This is a genomic window from Methylobacterium dankookense (genome assembly GCF_902141855.1).
In the GTDB taxonomy this organism is placed as follows: domain Bacteria; phylum Pseudomonadota; class Alphaproteobacteria; order Rhizobiales; family Beijerinckiaceae; genus Methylobacterium; species Methylobacterium dankookense.
The window spans coordinates 199,081-215,207 of record NZ_CABFVH010000001.1; the positions used below are offsets into that span (position 1 = coordinate 199,081).

Here is a 16,127-nt window from a genome sequence, read left to right on the forward strand (position 1 = left end):
AACCCGGCGGTAAAGCGTTGCAGGAATTGTCGTTTGCCGCCGATGCTGAGGTGGTCCCGGTTTATGGCGGGAACGCGGCGGATCAGGGCAGCGCTCGGGGCAAACCCGGGATGCTTTCGCGGTGTTGCGACCTCGCCACAGCTAAGCTTCGCTCCCCGCGTCGAGAGGCGGAGACGATCAGTCTTCCGGAAGCTGCGGGACGGCGGGATTTTCCGCCAGCACGCGGTCGCTCTCGTCCTTCAGGCGCACCCCGGTGAGGCCGCGGGCCAGCGCCTGGCTCAGCAGCCAGCCGAGCTTGAACGCCGCCTTGTCGGGGGTGAGGCCGGCGGGCCGCACATTCGAGATGCAGTTCCGTTCCGCATCGGTTCGGCCGGCGCGCGGATCGAGGGTCAAGTAGATGCCGAGACTGTCCGGCGAGGACAGGCCGGGCCGCTCGCCGACCAGGACCGCCACGGCGCGCGCCCGCAGGGCCTCGCCGACGGCGTCGCCGAGCGCCACCCGGGCCTGGGACGCCACCACCACGGGGGCGAGGCGCCAGCCGGCCCGCTCCGCATGGGGCAGGAAGGCTTCGAGCAGCGGCACGGCGTTCTCGTGCACCGCCCGGGCCGAGAGGCCGTCCGCGACGACGAGGGCGAGGTCGCAGGCCTCCCCGGCGGAGGCGGCGAGGCGGCCGCGGTCGTCGGGAGCGAGGCGGCGGCCGAGATCGGGCCGGCGCAGATAGGCCGCGCGGTCGCCGGCCTGCGAGGCGGCGGGCAATGTGGCGAGGCCGAGCGCCTCGATCTCGACGCGCAGGGCCCGCGCGTCCATGGGCATGTGCACGGCGTCGCGGGCCTGGGCGTGGGCGAGGCCGAACCGGAGCACGCTCCGCGTGGTCTGGCCGCTGCCGGCGCGGCCGAGGCCGATCCGGGCGGGGGTCAGCCCGGCCAGCCGCGCCCAGATCTCCGACTGGTCGCTCATGCGGCGATCCCGGCTGCGTCGGCGAGCAGGCGGTTCGGCGCGCCGGTCAGAAGCGCCCCCTGCCCGTCCGTCAGGCCGATGGCGTGCAGCCAGGCCTCGAATTCGGGCGCGCGCTTCAGGCCGAGCACCTCGCGCAGGTAGAGCTGATCGTGGAACGAGGTGGACTGGTAGTTCAGCATCACGTCGTCGGCCCCTGGCACGCCCATCACGTAGGTGCAGCCGGCCGCGCCCAGCAGCGTCAGCAGCGTGTCCATGTCGTCCTGATCGGCCTCGGCGTGGTTGGTGTAGCAGACGTCGACGCCGAGCGGCACGCCCATCAGCTTGCCGCAGAAATGGTCCTCCAGTCCGGCGCGGATGATCTCCTTGCCGTCGTAGAGATATTCGGGGCCGATGAAGCCGACCACGGTGTTGACGAGGAGCGGCCGGAAGGCGCGGGCCACCGCGTAGGCGCGCGCCTCCAGCGTCTGCTGGTCGATGCCGTGATGGGCGTCGGCCGAGAGGCAGGAGCCCTGGCCGGTCTCGAAATACATGCCGTTGTCGCCGAGGCTGCCGCGCTTGAGCCCCAGCATCGCCTCGTGCGCCTCCTTGAGCAGGCCGAGCGTGACGCCGAACCCCGCATTGGCGGCCTCGGTGCCGGCCACCGACTGGAAGACGAGGTCGACGGGCAGGCCGCGCTCCATCGCCTCGAGCGTGGTGGTGACATGGGTGAGCACGCATGCTTGCGTCGGGATGGCGTGGCGCTGGATCAGCTCGTCGAGGAGCTTCAGGAGGTCGCCGAGCGCCTGCACCGAATCCGAGGCCGGGTTGATGCCGATCACCGCGTCGCCGCAGCCATAGGACAGCCCGTCGAGGATCGCTGCGGTGATGCCGGCGGGATCGTCGGTCGGATGGTTCGGCTGCAGGCGCACGGCCAGGGTGCCGGGCAGGCCGATCGTATTGCGGAACCGCGTGACCACGCGGCATTTCCGGGCGACCAGGATCAGGTCCTGGTTGCGCATGATCTTCGACACGGCGGCCGCGATCTCGGGCGTCACCGCGGGCGCGATGCGGGCCAGCGTCTCGGTGGAGGCGGTGAGCAGGAACTCGCGGAAATCGCCGACCGTGAGGTGCCCGATCTCGGCGAAGGCGGCCTGATCGTGCGTGTCGAGGATCAGGCGGGTGACCGCGTCGGCCTCGTAGGGGATGAGCGGCCGGGCCAGGATCTCCTTGAGCGGCACCTCGGCAAGGCACCAGCGCGCCGCCCAGCTCTCCTCCGCCGTCTCCGCGGCGATGCCGGCGAGCCGGTCGCCCGAACGCGGCGGCGTCGCCTTCGCCATCAGCGTGGCGAGATCCGCGAAGGCCCAAATGTGCGAGCCGACGACGTGGCGATAGGCCATCCGGTCACCCTGTCGAGGATCGAGGTGGTGCGATCATAGCAGAAGGCGGGGCGTTCCAGCGCGGAGCGTGCCACGGCTCCACACCCCTGCCGAGTGAAACGCGGGTCCCCTCTCCCGTTCGGGAGAGGGGGCCCGTCGCGGTTCAGATGCATGTCCTGAAGCCAAGCACCGATTTCCCGTAGAGCGACGTGCGCGCACAGGATCACAGGACGACAGGATCCCCTCACGCCGCCCCGGCATGCGGGGCGGGCTCCTCCGTCGAGATCGCGTCGACGGTGCGCGGTATCGGGCTGCCCATCCCGTCGACGCGCTGGATGCGGATCTGCTGGTTGACCGGCTGCATGTTGCCGTAGGGCGTCGAGAAGGCGATCTCGGCCGCATCCCGGCCGATGCCGATGCGCACCAGCCCGTCGAGATCGGCCTGCCGCGTGGCGTCGAACAGCCACCAGCGCCCGTCGAGATAGGCCTCGAACACCGCGTGGAAGTCGCTCGGCACGAGGCCGTGCGCGTAGCAGCTCACGAAGCGGGCCGGGATGCCGAGCGCCCGGCAGAAGGCGGTGCCGAGATGCGCGAAGTCGCGGCAGACGCCCGCGCGCTTCAGCAGGGTCTCGTCGGCGGTGGTCTCCTGGTCGCTGGCGCCGGGCACGTAGGCGATGTGGTCGTGGATCCAGTTGCAGATCGCGTTGACGCGCTGGTGGCCCTTGGGCAGCGCCGAGAACTCGGCCCGGGCGAAGGGCGTCAGCCGGTCGGAGGAGACGAAGCGGCTCGGCAGCAGGAAGGGCAGGATGTCGATGGGCAGCGCCGAGATCGGCGTCTCGTTGACGGTCGCCGGGTCGGCGCGGTGCACCGTGAGGTCGACCTCGGCGTTGTACTCCACCGCGAGCTGGCCGACCGGCACGTTGACGCCGAGATAGCGGTTCTTGAGATCGGGCGTGACGTAGACCTCGCGCCTGAGATCCGGCGTGAGAACCAGGCTCTCACTCAGGATCTCGACGCTCCTCAGCCGCGCCACCTCGAAATTGAAGATGAAGGTCGTGTCCGCGAGGATGTTGTAGGACAGGCTGCAGCCGAGGGTGTAGCGCATCGGGAGTCTTTCGCTGGGGCCGTTTCGGCCACCAGCACAAGCGCGCAAAGCTATGCCGGTTCCCGGCCCGCCTGCCCGAAAAAGCGTCGTCGGCTTAAGGGTTTGCCCGCGGTTGCAGCACCACGGTCAGCGAGCGCACGCCCTGTGCCCCGTGGATCAGCACGCCCTCGATGTCGGCCGTGGCCGAGGGGCCGGTATGGAGCACCGCATAGGCCGCCTGCCCGAATTCCGGGCGGCGATAGGCCGCCTGAACGTTGGGCAGGATATCGGCGGGGTCGAGCAGCACAACGAGGTGCTGGGCGAGGTAGGCGACCGCGTTCACGATCAACTGGTCCTGCGTAAAGAGGACCGAGCCGGTCTCGGCGATGCCGAAGACGGCGCGGACCACCGCCACGTCCACGTCGTTCACCTCCTGCGGACGCGACACCGCGCGCAGATCGAGGGTGCCCTCGAGCTCCGGCACGGCCGAGGCGACGACCTTGGCGGCGTCCAGGCGTTCGCGCACGCCGGCGAAGACGTCGTCCGCACCGGGCTCGGCCACGCGGCCGCCCATGCGTACCAGCCGCTCGCCGAACTCGGCGACGAGGTCGTCGCCGACCAGCGGCTGGAACAGGGGCACCTCCGGCAGGGGGAACTCGCCCGCCGGCCGGTTCTGACGGATGTCGGAGAAGATCGCCTCGCGTGCGCTCACTTGGAGCCGTCCTTCATGCGGTTCTCCTTGTACCAGGCATGGAAGCTCTGGCGCGGGGCGTCCGGCATCTCGCGCTTCTTCCCCCAGGTGTTGAGCGGGTTGTAGACGGCGAAGCGCGGCAGCACCTTCAGCGCCGAATCCGCCGCGCCGATCGCCGCCCGGTAGGCGGCGGGCCGCGCCAGCACGGCGCCCGCGGCCTTCATCATGCCCTGCTTCAGGAGCGGGATCTGGTGCTCCTCGGCGAGCACCTTGCGCCAGGCGAAGATCTGCTCGTGGATGTTGATCTTCACCGGGCAGACATTGGTGCAGGAGCCGTTCATGGTCGAGGAGAACGGCAGCGTCGAGTATTTCCGCTTGTTGAAGGTCGGGTCGATGATGAGTCCGATCGGCCCGGCATAGGTCGCGCCGTAGGAGAGCCCGCCCGAGCGCCGGTAGACCGGGCAGGTGTTCATGCAGGCGCCGCAGCGGATGCATTTGAGCGAGGTCCAGAACTCCTCCATGCCGAGGCGCGCGGCGCGGCCATTGTCGACCAGCACATAGTGCATTTCGGAGCCAGTCCGCGGTTTGCGGAAATGCGAGGTGTACTGGGTGATCGGCGAGCCGAGCGCCGAGCGCGAGAGCAGGCGGATGAACACGCCGAGATGCTCGATGCGCGGGATCAGCTTCTCGATGCCGATCGAGTGGATCTGCAGCTTGGGCACGTTGCCCGAGAGGTCGGCATTGCCTTCGTTGGTGCAGGTGACCACCGTGCCCGTCTCGGCGATGGCGAAGTTGCACCCCGTCATCCCGGCATCGGCGGCGAGGATGTGCGGGCGCGTGGTCTCGCGCTGGCTCTCGGCGAGATAGTGGGCGTCGTCGTTGTCGGGGTCGGTCCCGAGCGTCCGCGCGAAGACCTCGGCCACGTCGAGGCGGGTCTTGTGCACGGCCGGGGCCACGATGTGGCTCGGCTCCTCGTCGTCGAGCTGCTGGATGCGCTCGCCGAGATCGGTCTCGATGATCTCGATCCCCTCCCCGGCCATGAAGTGGCGGAAGCCGCACTCCTCGGTGAGCATCGATTTCGACTTCACGATCGTCCGCGCGCCATGGTCGCGCAGGATGCCGAGCACGATGCGGTTGTGCTCGGCCCCGTCGCGCGCCCAGTGGACATGGACGCCGTTCGCCTTCGCGGCCGCCTCGAACTGCTCGAGGTAGAGGTCGAGATGGGAGAGCGTGTGCGTCTTGATCTGGGAGGCCAGCTCGCGCAGCTCCTCCCATTCGGGGATGCCGAAGGCGGCGGCGTCCCGCTTCTTGCGCAGGTCCCACAGGCGCTCGTCATGGGCGGCGGCGTGGAGGGGCGCGGCGAGGAAGCGCTCGGCGGCCTCGGCCTGGTCGATCGGCCGGTCGCCGCGGATCTTGGCGCCGCGGGGCTGCGGTTCGCGCACGGGCGGCGCCTTGATCGGCTTCGAGCTGCCCTCGGCATGGTCGAGCCGGCGCCCGTCCTGGCCGCGCTCGCTCTCGTCGGTCGCGGCGCGGACGGCCGGGTTGACGACGCCCTCGCGCTCGCGGGGGTGAAGCTCCTCGGCGCTCATGCGGCGGCTCCGTTCAGAACCTGGGCGATGTGGATGTATTTCAGCGGCAGGCCGAGGCGCTCGGCGCAGCCCTTCTGGTGCATCAGGCAGGAGGAATCGGCCGAGACCACGTAGTCGGCCCCGGCCCGCTTCTGGTCGGCCACCTTGTCGTAGCCCATCTTGGCCGAGACCGCCGGCTCGAAGACCGAGAAGGCGCCGCCGAAGCCGCAACACTCGTCGGGCCGGGCGAGGTTCACCAGCTCCACGCCCGCGACCTTCTTCAGGAGGTTCAGGGGCTTCGAGAAATAGGGCAGGTTCAGCTCGGACGGCCGGGCATGGTCGATGCCGCGCAGCGCGTTGCAATTGGCGTGATAGGCGACCTTGTGCGGGAAGCGCGCCCAGGGCAGCGCCTCGACCTTCAGCACGTCGTGCAGGAACTCCACGAGTTCGAACGTGGTCTCGCGGACTTTCCGCACCGCATCCGTCTGCGGGATCGCGGTCAGATGCTCGCGGACCTGATGCACGCAGGAGCCTGAGGGCGCGACCACGTAGTCAAAGCCGGAGAAGTTCTTGACGAACAGGGCCTCGGTGGCGGCCGCCTCCTGGTGGCAGCCGGTATTGGTCATCGGCTGGCCGCAGCAGGTCTGGTCGTAGGGGTAGTGCACGTCGAGGCCGAAGCGCTCCAGCAGCTCCAGGGTGGCGATGCCGACCTCGGGCTCGAAGGCGTCGACGTAGCAGGGGACGAACAGTCCGATACGCATGGGTCTCTCTCAGCCCTCGGCGTCGGGGCTCACGCGGACCAGCAGCTTGCCGAAATTGCCGCCGGTATAGAGGCTGTTGAGGTGCTCCACCGCCCGGTCGAGCCCGTCGCGCACGTCCTGGCGGGTCTTCAGCTTGCCCTCCGCCATCCAGCCGACGAGATCGCGGATCGCCTCGGGGTAGCGGTCGAAGTAATCCAGGATGATGAAGCCCTGGATGGTCAGGCGGCGCATCAGCACGAGGGCCCATTGCCCGGGCCAGTCTGCTGGCTGGACGTCGTTGTAGCCGGAGATCAGCCCGCAGAGCGGCATGCGGCCGAAGCGGCTCATGCGCGCGACCACGGCCTGCATGATCTCGCCGCCGACCTGCTCGAAATTGATGTCGATCCCGTTCGGCGCCAGTTCGTCGAGACGCGCGCCGACATCCTCGTTCTTGTAGTCGATCGCCGCATCGAAGCCGAGCTCGTCCACGATGTAGCGGCACTTCTCGGGGCCGCCCGCGATGCCGATGACGCGACAGCCCTTGATCTTGCCGATCTGCCCGACGACCTGACCGACGCCGCCGGAGGCCGCCGAGACGACGAGGGTCTCGCCCGCCTTCGGGCGGCCGATGTCGAGGAGGCCGAAATAGGCGGTGGGGCCGACCATGCCGAGGGCCCCGAAGGCGGTGGCGAGGCTGAGGCCCTTGGGCAGGTCGAGCCGGTTCAGCCCCTGTCCGTCCGTGATCATGGCATCGGCGAAGACGCCGAGGCCGGAATAGATCTCGCCCTCCGCGACGCCGGGCTTGCGGCTCGCCACCACGCGGCCGGCGACCAGCGCGCGCATCGGCTCGCCGAGCCCGACCGGGGGCATGTAGCCCTCCGCATCGCTCATCCAGATGCGGTTCGTCGGGTCGAGAGAGATGTAGAGGATCTTGAGGAGGAACTGGCCCTCCGCCAAATCCGGCAGCGCCTCGCGCTCGAAGGTGAGGTCGCCGTCGCGGATCTCGCCCACGGGGCGGCGCCGGAGACGCCAGACCTGCCGTTCGGTCGCCATGCCTGCTTCCTCGCCTGAACGCCGACGGGCCGCCGCTTGTCGTGCCGCGGCGGTCCCTGGAACGCTTCCAGCCTCGGATCTAGCGGATGAGGTTGGTCTTGGCGAGGTCGAGAACGGAATCGCCCCTCCCGCTCATCACCGCACGCAGCATGTAGAGGCTGAAGCCCTTCACCTGCTGGCCGCCGATCTTCGGCGGGATCGACAGCTCGTTGCGCGCCACCGTCACGTCGAGGAGCGAGGGACCGTCGAAGGTGAGGAACTCGCGCACGGCGCCGGGCAGCTCGCCCGGATCCTCGACGCGCAGCGCGAAGATGCCGGCGGCCCGCGACATCGCGGCGAAATCCGGGTTGTCGAGGGAGACGCCGGTCTCGAGATAGCCCGCGGCCTTCATCTCCATCTCGACGAAGCCGAGCGAGCCGTTGTTGAACACCACGACCTTCAGCGGCAGGCGGTGCTGACGCAGGGTGAGGAAGTCGCCCATCAGCATGGAGAAGCCGCCGTCGCCGGAGAGTGCGATCACCTGCCGGTCCCGCTGCGCCGCCTGGATGCCGATGCCCTGCGCCATGGCGTTGGCCATCGAGCCGTGCACCCAGGAGCCGATCAGGCGGCGGCGCCCGTTCATCGTGAGGTAGCGCGCCGCCCAGACGGTGGGCGTGCCGACATCGGCGGTGAAGACCGCATCGTCCGCGGCCATCTCGCTCAGCACGCGGGTAAGGTATTGCGGGTGGATCAGCTTGCTGCCGGGCTTGGCCTCGGCGAGCTCGTCCAGCCCCTCGCGGGCCTTGGCGTAATGCTTGAGGCTGGCATCGAGCCAGCGCCGGTCGTCCTTGACCGCGAGCTTCGGCAGCAGCGCCCGGATCGTCGCCTTCACGTCGCCGACGAGGCCGAGATCGATCCGGCAGCGGCGACCGAGCTCCTGCGGGCGGATATCGACCTGCGCCACCTTGGCGTCCTGCGGGTAGAACTGCTTGTAGGGGAAGGCGGTGCCGAGCATCAGCAGGGTCTCGCAGCCCATCATCGCCGCGTAGCCCGACGAGAAGCCGATCAGGCCGGTCATGCCGACATCGTAGGGGTTGTCGAACTCGACATGGTCCTTGCCGCCGAGCGCGTGCACGATCGGGCTCTTCAGCGCCTCGGCGAGCTGCATCAGCTCGGCATGCGCCCCCGCGCAGCCGCGCCCGCAGAGCAGCGTCACGCGCTCGGACCCGTCGAGCAGCCTGGCCAGCGCGTCGAGGTCGGAATCGGCCGGGCGCACGAGGGGGCGCGGCGGGAGCAGGCCGGCGCGTGGCGTCACGGCGCGCTTCGGCGCCTCCTTCATCGCCACGTCACCGGGCAGCACCACCACCGCGACGCCGCGCTGGCCAATGGCCGCGCGCATGGCGTTCTCGAGCACGTAGGGGAGCTGCGCGGGGTCCGAGACCAGTTCGCAATAATGGCTGCATTCGCGGAACAGCTCGGTCGGGTGCGTCTCCTGGAAATAGCCGGAGCCGATCTCGGCCGAGGGGATGTGCGCGGCGATGGCGAGCACCGGCGTGCCGGAGCGGTGGCAATCGTAGAGCCCGTTGATCAGGTGGACGTGGCCCGGCCCGCAGGAGCCGGCGCAGACCGTCAGCTCACCGCTGATCTGCCCCTCGGCACCGGCCGCGAAGGCGCCCGCCTCCTCGTGGCGGACATGGATCCAGTCGATCACGCCGCGCGCCCGGATCGCCTCGGTGATGGCGTTCAGGCTGTCGCCGACGACCCCGTAGACGCGGCGGATGCCCGCCTCCTGCAGGGTCTCGACGACGAGGTCGGCGACGTTGGTGATGCGCATGGTCCGGCTCCGGGTGGTCCCCGAGCCGGAACACCCCCGAGCCGCCGAGGTTCCTGCCGGATTCGGTCAGCCCGCTATGTCCTGCCCGCGGGGCGCGACCACCGCGAACAGGTCGGCCAGGGCCGCGAGGCTCGCCGCCTGGAGCGCGGCGGCCGGCACCACCGAGCCGTCCGGCGCCGGCAGGGCGCGGGTCGCGGTGGCCGCCGCCACCACGGTCGGGCGGAAGCCGAGGCTGAAGGCCGAGCGGGCGGTGGAGTTGACGCACATATGCGTCATGAAGCCCGCCACGATCACGTCCTGCACGTTCGCCCCGCGCAGGCGCTCCTCCAGATCCGTGCCGACGAAGGCGCTCGGGTAGTTCTTGGTGATCACCGCCTCGCCGTCCCGCGGCGCCACCTCCGGGCTGATCTGGCCGATCGCCGCCGCGACGTCGTAGGGCGTGCCCGGCCCGGCATCGTGCTGGACGTGGAAGACCGGGATGCCGGCCGCCCGCGCCCGCTCCAGCAGCTCGGCGGCCTCGCGGATCGCCGGTTCGACATTCTCGAGCCGCATGATTCCGTCGCGGTAGGTCTCCTGCAGGTCGATCATCAGGAGCGCCGAGCCCTTCAGCGGCGCCGGCTCGGTGCCGAGGCCGGACAGGCCGCGCAGGGTCTTGAGGTCCGCCATGATCGTCATCCTCCCAGGTTCGCGCGGAGGGTGGGCGAGCGGGCGCGGAAACTCAACCGGGCGGGGGCTTCGCCTTTGGGGGGATAGGCCCCAGCGCTTCCGCATTCTGAGGTCCATCGGACTCGCGGATCCCCTCTCCCCGCCCGCGGGGAGAGGGCCACGTCTCCCCCTTGTCGGGGAGCGTGGCGAGCCGGCAGGCGACGGTGAGGGGGCGATTCAGGCAGAGCCCATTCCTGAGCCGCCCCCTTACCGCCGCTCCGGCTTCGCCTCCGCTTCCCGCAGGCACGACAAGGTGCCTGCGGGCCTCTCCCCGCGCGCGGGGATGAGGGGTTCGACACGTCGTCGGACTCGGCCCGGTACTCCGGCCTCTCCCCGCGCGCGGGGAGAGGGGATCGCCCTGGACCAGGGCCGCGTAGAGATGACGGGGCACAACCTCCGATGCAGGACGCATCTGAAGGAGTTGCTCGTCCGTCGCTTCAGCCGCATCGGGATCCCGAGCGATTGCGGCCTGGATCGCGGCTTCCTGTCCATCCGTAAGCGCCGGTGCCTTTTTCCGCGCCTTCACTTCTTCATCAACCCACCGAGCACGTTGCGCAGGATGGCATCTCCCACCTGCTTGCCGACGCTGCGGGCCATGGAGCGGGCGGCGTTCGAGACCACCTGCTCCACGAGGCTCGGCGGCGGCCGGCGGCCGGTGCGGCCCTGCGCCGCCGCCCCGCCGCCCATGACGTTGCCGAGGATGCCCCCGAGCAGGCCGCCGAGGCCGCCCTCGCTCTGGCCGGCGGCCTCGGCGGGGGCGCTGTCGAGGCCCTTGCGCTTGGCCAGCATCTCGTAGGCGCTCTCGTTGTCGACCGTCTCGTCGTAGCGGCCGCGCAGGGGGCTCTGGGCGATGATCTGGGCGCGCTCCTCCGGGGTGAGCGGCCCGACTCGGCCCTGCGGCGGGGCGATCAGCGCCCGCTCCACCACCGAGGGCGTGCCCTTGGCCTCCAGAAAGCTCACCAGGGCCTCGCCGACGCCGAGTTCCGTGATCGCCCGCGCGACGTCGAAGCCCGGATTCTGGCGGAAGGTCTCGGCGGCGGCGCGCACCGCGCGCTGGTCGCGGGGGGTGAAGGCGCGCAACCCGTGCTGCACGCGGTTGCCGAGCTGGCCGAGCACCGTCTCCGGCACGTCGAGGGGGTTCTGCGTCACGAAATAGACGCCGACGCCCTTCGAGCGGATCAACCGCACCACCTGCTCGACCGCGTCGAGGAGCGATTTCGGCGCGTCGTTGAACAGGAGATGCGCCTCGTCGAAGAAGAAGACCAGCTTTTGCCGGTCGAGATCGCCGACCTCGGGCAGGTGCTCGAACAGCTCGGAGAGCATCCACAGCAGGAAGGAGGCGTAGAGCTTCGGCCGCTGCATGAGCTTGTCGGCGGCCAGGATGTTGACGAAGCCCCGCCCCTCGCGGTCCTTGCGCATGAAGTCGTCGAGGTTCAGCGCCGGCTCGCCGAAGAACCTGTCGGCGCCCTGGTTCTCCAGCACCAGGAGCTGGCGCTGGATCGCGCCGACGCTCGCGGCCGAGACGTTGCCGTAGGTGCCCGAGATCTCCTTCAGGTTCTCCGAGCAGAAGGCGAGCAGCGCGCGCAGGTCCTTCAGGTCGATCACCGGCCACTGGTTCTGGTCGGCGACGCGGAAGGCGATGTTGAGCACGCCCTCCTGGGTGTCGTTGAGTTCGAGCAGGCGCGCGAGCAGCAGCGGGCCCATCTCGGTCACGGTGCAGCGGATCGGGTGGCCCTGCTCGCCGAACAGGTCCCAGAACACGGTGGGGAAGCGGTCGGGCTCGTAGGCGATCCCGAGTTCCTCGGCGCGCTTCACGAAGACCGGCTTCGCCTCGCCGGCCGCCGCGATCCCCGAGAGGTCGCCCTTGATGTCGGCGGCGAAGACCGGGACGCCGGCATTGGAGAAGCCCTCGGCCAGGACCTGCAGCGTCACGGTCTTGCCGGTGCCGGTGGCCCCGGCCACCAGGCCGTGCCGGTTGGCGAGGCGCAGCGTCAGCACCTCCGGCTTCGGATTCGGCCCGGTGCTCTTGCCGACCAGGAGGGTGCCGTCGTCCGCCATCGCCCGAATCCCGAATTCGCGCGCCCGAGCCGGCGGGGGAACCGGTCCGGCCCCGAAGCGCATCTCAGTCACGGTTATGCCGGTGCGGCGTAACGTTTTCCAGACGCGGCCCGTCTTGATTTCCGGGGCGTCAGGCCCGAATGACCGCAGGATCTCACGTTCTCGCGAAAGCCGGATCCCATGGAAGAACTGATCGCCCGCGTGACCAGCCGCACCGGTCTCGACGCCGCCACGGCGCAGACCGCGATCGGGCACATCCTCGCCTTCCTGCAGAAGGAGGGGCCGGCCACCGAGGTGAGCCAGCTCATGGCCGCGCTGCCCGGCTCCGAGGCGCTCGTCGCCGAATCGAACGCGGCCGAGGGCGGCGGCGGCCTGATGGGCATGCTCGGCGGCATGATGGGCGGCGGCGTGATGGCGCTCGGCCAGAAGCTGATGTCGGCCGGCGTGCCGATGGGCCAGATGCAGCCGCTCGGCCAGGAGCTGTTCACCGTGGGCCGCGAGAAGGCGGGCGAGGACGTGATGGGCCCGATCGTCGGCTCGATCCCGGGCCTCAACCAGTTCGTGTGAGGCGGGTCGGCCGTCTTTCCGGCGGCCGAGTGTCATAAAACCGTTCGCGCTTCGTGATCTTGAGTAGGCTCACGAGGCGCGGATCTCGCCATCCCGGGGATGGCGGCCGGGGGCCTTGAGGGCAGGCTTTCGACGATGGTCGCGAACTTCACGCGTGGGGCCGGCGCGGCCTGGGCGAGCGGCTGGAACCGCGGCGTTGCCGAGCCGATCGCCAAGCTGAAGCGCAAGAGCGCCGAGGCGGGCCTGCCGGGCTTCGGCGGCCGCAGCCTCGTGCCGCCGGGTGCCACCCCGATCCGCTTTCCCGAGCGCTTCAAGGCGCCGCTCGCCACGCCGGGCCTGGGCCCGAGCCTCGGCCGGCTCGGCACGCTGGAGGTGCGGCTCGCGGTGAAGAAGTCCGAGGTGCGGCGCGCCCAGCGCCTGCGCTACGGCGTGTTCTACGAGGAGATGTCGGCGATCCCGACCGGCATGGCCGCCTTCTCCCGCCGCGACGCCGACGAGTACGACGCCCTCTGCGACCATCTCCTCGTCATCGACCATGCCGCGGTGGAGGCCAAGCCCTTCCGCAAGGCGCGGCCGAAGGTGGTGGGCACCTACCGGCTTCTGCGCGGCGAGGTGGCCGAGCGCCATTTCGGCTTCTACTCGGCGGCCGAGTACGACCTCGCGCCGATCCTGGCGGCGCAGGCGGGCAAGCGCATCCTGGAGCTCGGCCGCTCCTGCGTGCTGAAGCCCTACCGCACCAAGCGCACCGTCGAGCTGCTCTGGACCGGCATCTACGCCTATCTCCAGCACCACCGCATCGACGCGCTGATCGGTTGCGCCAGCCTGGAGGGCACCGATCCGGAGCGCCTGGCCCTGCCGCTCAGCTTCCTCCACCACCATGCCCGCGCGCCGGAGGGCTGGTGCGCCCGCGCGCTGCCGGGCCGGCACGTGCCGATGGACCGCCTCGCCCGCGACGCGGTCGACATGAAGGCGGCCCTGCAGGCGCTGCCGCCGCTGATCAAGGGCTATCTCCGCGTCGGCGCTACCTTCGGTGACGGCGCCGTGGTGGATCACCAGTTCGGCACCACCGACGTCTTCGTGGTTCTCCCGGTGGAGGCGATCGCCTCGCGCTATCTCGGCCATTTCGGCCCGGCGGCGAACCGGCACGCGGCGTGACCGCCGATCCGGACCAGCGGGAGGCCGCCGAGCTGGAGACGTTGCGCGAAGCGATCCAGGAAGGGCTCGCGAGCGGGCCTCCCGAACCGCTCGATATGGCGGAGATCCGTGCGGAAGCCCGCGCGCGAGCAGGCTTGCCGAACCACTCGACGCCTTCCGAACGGAACGCGGGTCCCCTCTCCCGTTCGGGAGAGGGACAGGGTGAGGGGTGAGAGCTGTCCGGATCGAACTCCGACAGGCCCGCTGCACCGTCGCGACATCTCCGTAGCGTTCTTGACCCTCACCCCAGCCCTCTCACGAACGGGAGAGGGAGCGCGTCGCACTCGGCCGCAGGCCTCGGATCAAGCCATTGTCAGGGGCGCTGCCCCTACCCCTCGTCCTTCAGCGCGGCCAAGCCCTCGCGGTAGGTCGGGAAGGCCAGGTCCACGCCCAGCTCCTCGCGTATCAGCCGGTTCCGCACGCGCTTGTTCTCGCCGTAGAAGCTGCGGGCCATGGGGCTGAGATCGGCGGTCTCGAAATCGACCTCGGGTGGCAGCGGAAGGCCAGCCAGCTCGGCCGCGTATTCCGTCACCACCTGCGGCGGCGCCGGCTCGTCGTCGGTGACGTTGTAGACGGCGCCGGACCGCGGGTGGTCGATCGAGGCGCCGAGCGTCGCGGCGATGTCGTCGATATGGATCCGGTTGAAGACCTGTCCCGCCTTGACGATGCGCTGCGAGCGACCCTCGCGCAGCTTCACAATGGGGTTGCGGCCCGGCCCGTAGATTCCGGACAGGCGGAAGATCTGCACCGCCTTGCCCGTCTCGCGCCCGAGATCGAGCCACGCGGTCTCCACGGCGAGGCGAAGCTTGGAGCGGACGCTCAGCGGCGCCGGGGCGGTGCTCTCGTCGATCCAGGCGCCGCCATGGTCGCCGTAGACGCCGATGGTGGAGAGATAGCCGATCCAGCCGATGCGGCTGCCCGCAATGGCGTCGCGATAGGCGCGCAGCACCGGATCGCCCTCGGCATCGGGCGGCACGGAGACGAGGAGCACGTCCGTGTCGGCGAGATCAGCCGTGATCTCCGGATCGGCGCCGTCCGGGCCGAAGGCGCGGACCGTGAATCCGGTCTCCTCGGCGAGCGCCCGCGCCTTGTCCGCCTCGGTGACGGTCGCCCGCACCGCCGCGAAGCGGTCGCGCCGGCTTTCCGCAAAGCGCCGGGCCGAGAAGCCGAGGCCGAAGACGAACAGGTTCATGCCGCAGGCTCCGCAGACAGGGCCGCGTCCCACTCGGCGCGCACGTGCGGATCGGCCTCAGTCGCGCCGTGCCGGGCGTGCAGCGCGGTGAGCGCTTCGGCGCCGAGGTAGCGCGAAGCGGCCCAGACCGCCATGCCCCGCACCAGCGGCGCGGGATCGTCGAGCCGCGCCAGCGCCGCGGCGCAGAGCGCCGGGTCGCCGGCATTGCCGATAGCGATGAGCACGTTGCGGACGAAGCGGTCGCGCCCCGTCCGCTTGACCGGCGTGCCGGCGAAACGCGCACGGAAACCCGCATCATCAAGGGCGGCGAGTTCGGCGAGCGGCGGGCTGGCGAGATCGTCGCGCGCAGCCATGCGCGTCTCGGCGGCCTCGCGGGCGAACTTGTTCCAGGGGCAGATGGCGAGGCAATCGTCGCAGCCGAAGACGCGGTTGCCCATGGGAGCCCGGAATTCCGGGGCGATCGGGCCGGCATGCTCGATGGTGAGGTAGGAGATGCAGCGCCGCGCATCGAGCCGGTAGGGGCCGGGGAAGGCGTCGGTGGGGCAGATGTCGAGGCAGGCCCGGCAGGAGCCGCAGCGGTCGCGGCCCGGCGCGTCAGGATCGAGCACGGCCGCGGTGTAGATCGCGCCGAGGAGCAGCCAGTTGCCGTGCTCGCGCGAGATCAGCACCGTGTGCTTGCCCTGCCAGCCGAGGCCGGCGGCCTCCGCAAGCGGCTTCTCCATCACGGGCGCGGTGTCGACAAACACCTTCACCGGCCGCCCGGCCTTCGCCGAGAGGTAGCCGCCGAGTTCCTTCAGCTTGCCCTTCAGCACGTCGTGGTAGTCGCGCCGCTGCGCGTAGGCCGCGATGGCGCCGCGGTCGCGGGCCTCCAGCAAGGCGAGCGGATCGCTCTCCGGCCGGTAGCTCATGGCGAGGACGAGGATGCTGCGCACCGCGGGCCAGAGTTCCGGCGGGCTGGCGCGCTGGTCGGCCCGCTCCGCCATCCAGGCCATGTCGCCCTGCGCCCCCGCCGCGAGCCAGGCGCCGAGGCGCCCGGGCAGGTGCGGCACCGCTTCCGGCCGGGTCACGGCGAGCGCGCAGAATCCGAGCGTGCGGGCCCGGTCCTCGACCAGCCGCCTGAGTTCCGCCCCTTCGTAGGTCCGTCGTGCGG

The 16,127-nt window shown here is 70.5% G+C and carries 15 protein-coding genes; 3 read left to right on the top strand and 12 right to left on the bottom strand.

Features of this window, described 5'->3' with window-relative positions:
- Positions 1-177 precede the first annotated feature (177 nt).
- The 10 genes from eutC to MTDSW087_RS01080 form a co-directional block, all read right to left on the bottom strand.
- Positions 178-957, bottom strand: coding sequence for an ethanolamine ammonia-lyase subunit EutC (eutC, locus tag MTDSW087_RS01035; RefSeq protein ID WP_144758928.1), 780 nt, complete (start codon positions 955-957; stop codon positions 178-180).
- Complete coding sequence (locus MTDSW087_RS01040; protein ID WP_144758931.1) at positions 954-2,333, bottom strand: ethanolamine ammonia-lyase subunit EutB; 1,380 nt, start codon at positions 2,331-2,333, stop codon at positions 954-956. The genes eutC and MTDSW087_RS01040 overlap by 4 nt, the downstream gene beginning before the upstream one ends.
- Before the next feature lie 223 nt (positions 2,334-2,556).
- Positions 2,557-3,417, bottom strand: a complete 861-nt coding sequence (locus MTDSW087_RS01045; protein WP_144758934.1) for a transglutaminase-like domain-containing protein — start codon at positions 3,415-3,417, stop codon at positions 2,557-2,559.
- 94 nt (positions 3,418-3,511) lie between these two features.
- Positions 3,512-4,108 carry a LutC/YkgG family protein gene (locus MTDSW087_RS01050; RefSeq protein WP_144758936.1) on the bottom strand — a complete coding sequence of 199 codons (597 nt, stop codon included), beginning with the start codon at positions 4,106-4,108 and terminating at the stop codon, positions 3,512-3,514.
- A complete protein-coding gene (locus MTDSW087_RS01055; RefSeq protein ID WP_144758939.1) occupies positions 4,105-5,676 on the bottom strand; it encodes a lactate utilization protein B in 1,572 nt (523 codons plus the stop codon). Before MTDSW087_RS01055 ends, MTDSW087_RS01050 begins: the two co-directional genes overlap by 4 nt.
- Positions 5,673-6,416, bottom strand: coding sequence for a (Fe-S)-binding protein (locus tag MTDSW087_RS01060; protein ID WP_144758942.1), 744 nt, complete (start codon positions 6,414-6,416; stop codon positions 5,673-5,675). Before MTDSW087_RS01060 ends, MTDSW087_RS01055 begins: the two co-directional genes overlap by 4 nt.
- Positions 6,417-6,425: 9 nt before the next feature.
- A complete protein-coding gene (locus MTDSW087_RS01065) occupies positions 6,426-7,448 on the bottom strand; it encodes an NADP-dependent oxidoreductase (RefSeq protein WP_144758945.1) in 1,023 nt (340 codons plus the stop codon).
- A gap of 79 nt (positions 7,449-7,527) precedes the next feature.
- Positions 7,528-9,261 (bottom strand): ubiquinone-dependent pyruvate dehydrogenase, encoded by a 1,734-nt coding sequence (gene poxB, locus MTDSW087_RS01070; RefSeq protein ID WP_144758948.1) that lies wholly within the window; start codon positions 9,259-9,261, stop codon positions 7,528-7,530.
- A gap of 66 nt (positions 9,262-9,327) precedes the next feature.
- On the bottom strand, positions 9,328-9,927 hold the full coding sequence (locus MTDSW087_RS01075) for a cysteine hydrolase family protein (protein WP_144758951.1): 600 nt from the start codon (positions 9,925-9,927) through the stop codon (positions 9,328-9,330).
- Between the two features lie 561 nt (positions 9,928-10,488).
- Entirely contained in the window at positions 10,489-12,024 is a 1,536-nt protein-coding gene (locus MTDSW087_RS01080; RefSeq protein ID WP_144758954.1) for a helicase HerA-like domain-containing protein, read from the bottom strand.
- 180 nt (positions 12,025-12,204) lie between these two features.
- Here MTDSW087_RS01080 and MTDSW087_RS01085 point away from each other — a divergent pair, with 180 nt between their 5' ends.
- From MTDSW087_RS01085 to MTDSW087_RS01095, 3 genes are all read left to right on the top strand, one after another.
- Positions 12,205-12,591 (top strand): DUF2267 domain-containing protein, encoded by a 387-nt coding sequence (locus MTDSW087_RS01085; RefSeq protein ID WP_144758957.1) that lies wholly within the window; start codon positions 12,205-12,207, stop codon positions 12,589-12,591.
- 135 nt (positions 12,592-12,726) lie between these two features.
- Positions 12,727-13,746, top strand: coding sequence for a l-ornithine N(alpha)-acyltransferase (gene olsB / locus MTDSW087_RS01090; RefSeq protein WP_144758960.1), 1,020 nt, complete (start codon positions 12,727-12,729; stop codon positions 13,744-13,746).
- On the top strand, positions 13,743-13,958 hold the full coding sequence (locus MTDSW087_RS01095; protein WP_144758963.1) for a ribbon-helix-helix domain-containing protein: 216 nt from the start codon (positions 13,743-13,745) through the stop codon (positions 13,956-13,958). Before olsB ends, MTDSW087_RS01095 begins: the two co-directional genes overlap by 4 nt.
- A gap of 155 nt (positions 13,959-14,113) precedes the next feature.
- On the opposite strand, the gene MTDSW087_RS01100 is transcribed toward MTDSW087_RS01095, so the two are convergent.
- Together MTDSW087_RS01100 and queG are read right to left on the bottom strand one after the other, a co-directional pair.
- Positions 14,114-14,977, bottom strand: a complete 864-nt coding sequence (locus tag MTDSW087_RS01100) for an SDR family oxidoreductase (protein WP_144758966.1) — start codon at positions 14,975-14,977, stop codon at positions 14,114-14,116.
- Positions 14,974-16,089, bottom strand: coding sequence for a tRNA epoxyqueuosine(34) reductase QueG (queG, locus tag MTDSW087_RS01105; RefSeq protein WP_144758969.1), 1,116 nt, complete (start codon positions 16,087-16,089; stop codon positions 14,974-14,976). The genes MTDSW087_RS01100 and queG overlap by 4 nt, the downstream gene beginning before the upstream one ends.
- Positions 16,090-16,127: the final 38 nt, after the last annotated feature.

Coding starts and splice junctions, on each gene's coding strand:
- eutC (WP_144758928.1), bottom strand. CDS start 957: ATGAGCGACCAGTCGGAGATCTGGGCGCGGCTGGCCGGGCTGACCCCC.
- MTDSW087_RS01040 (WP_144758931.1), bottom strand. CDS start 2,333: ATGGCCTATCGCCACGTCGTCGGCTCGCACATTTGGGCCTTCGCGGAT.
- MTDSW087_RS01045 (WP_144758934.1), bottom strand. CDS start 3,417: ATGCGCTACACCCTCGGCTGCAGCCTGTCCTACAACATCCTCGCGGAC.
- MTDSW087_RS01055 (WP_144758939.1), bottom strand. CDS start 5,676: ATGAGCGCCGAGGAGCTTCACCCCCGCGAGCGCGAGGGCGTCGTCAAC.
- MTDSW087_RS01060 (WP_144758942.1), bottom strand. CDS start 6,416: ATGCGTATCGGACTGTTCGTCCCCTGCTACGTCGACGCCTTCGAGCCC.
- MTDSW087_RS01065 (WP_144758945.1), bottom strand. CDS start 7,448: ATGGCGACCGAACGGCAGGTCTGGCGTCTCCGGCGCCGCCCCGTGGGC.
- poxB (WP_144758948.1), bottom strand. CDS start 9,261: ATGCGCATCACCAACGTCGCCGACCTCGTCGTCGAGACCCTGCAGGAG.
- MTDSW087_RS01075 (WP_144758951.1), bottom strand. CDS start 9,927: ATGGCGGACCTCAAGACCCTGCGCGGCCTGTCCGGCCTCGGCACCGAG.
- MTDSW087_RS01080 (WP_144758954.1), bottom strand. CDS start 12,024: ATGGCGGACGACGGCACCCTCCTGGTCGGCAAGAGCACCGGGCCGAAT.
- MTDSW087_RS01085 (WP_144758957.1), top strand. CDS start 12,205: ATGGAAGAACTGATCGCCCGCGTGACCAGCCGCACCGGTCTCGACGCC.
- olsB (WP_144758960.1), top strand. CDS start 12,727: ATGGTCGCGAACTTCACGCGTGGGGCCGGCGCGGCCTGGGCGAGCGGC.
- MTDSW087_RS01100 (WP_144758966.1), bottom strand. CDS start 14,977: ATGAACCTGTTCGTCTTCGGCCTCGGCTTCTCGGCCCGGCGCTTTGCG.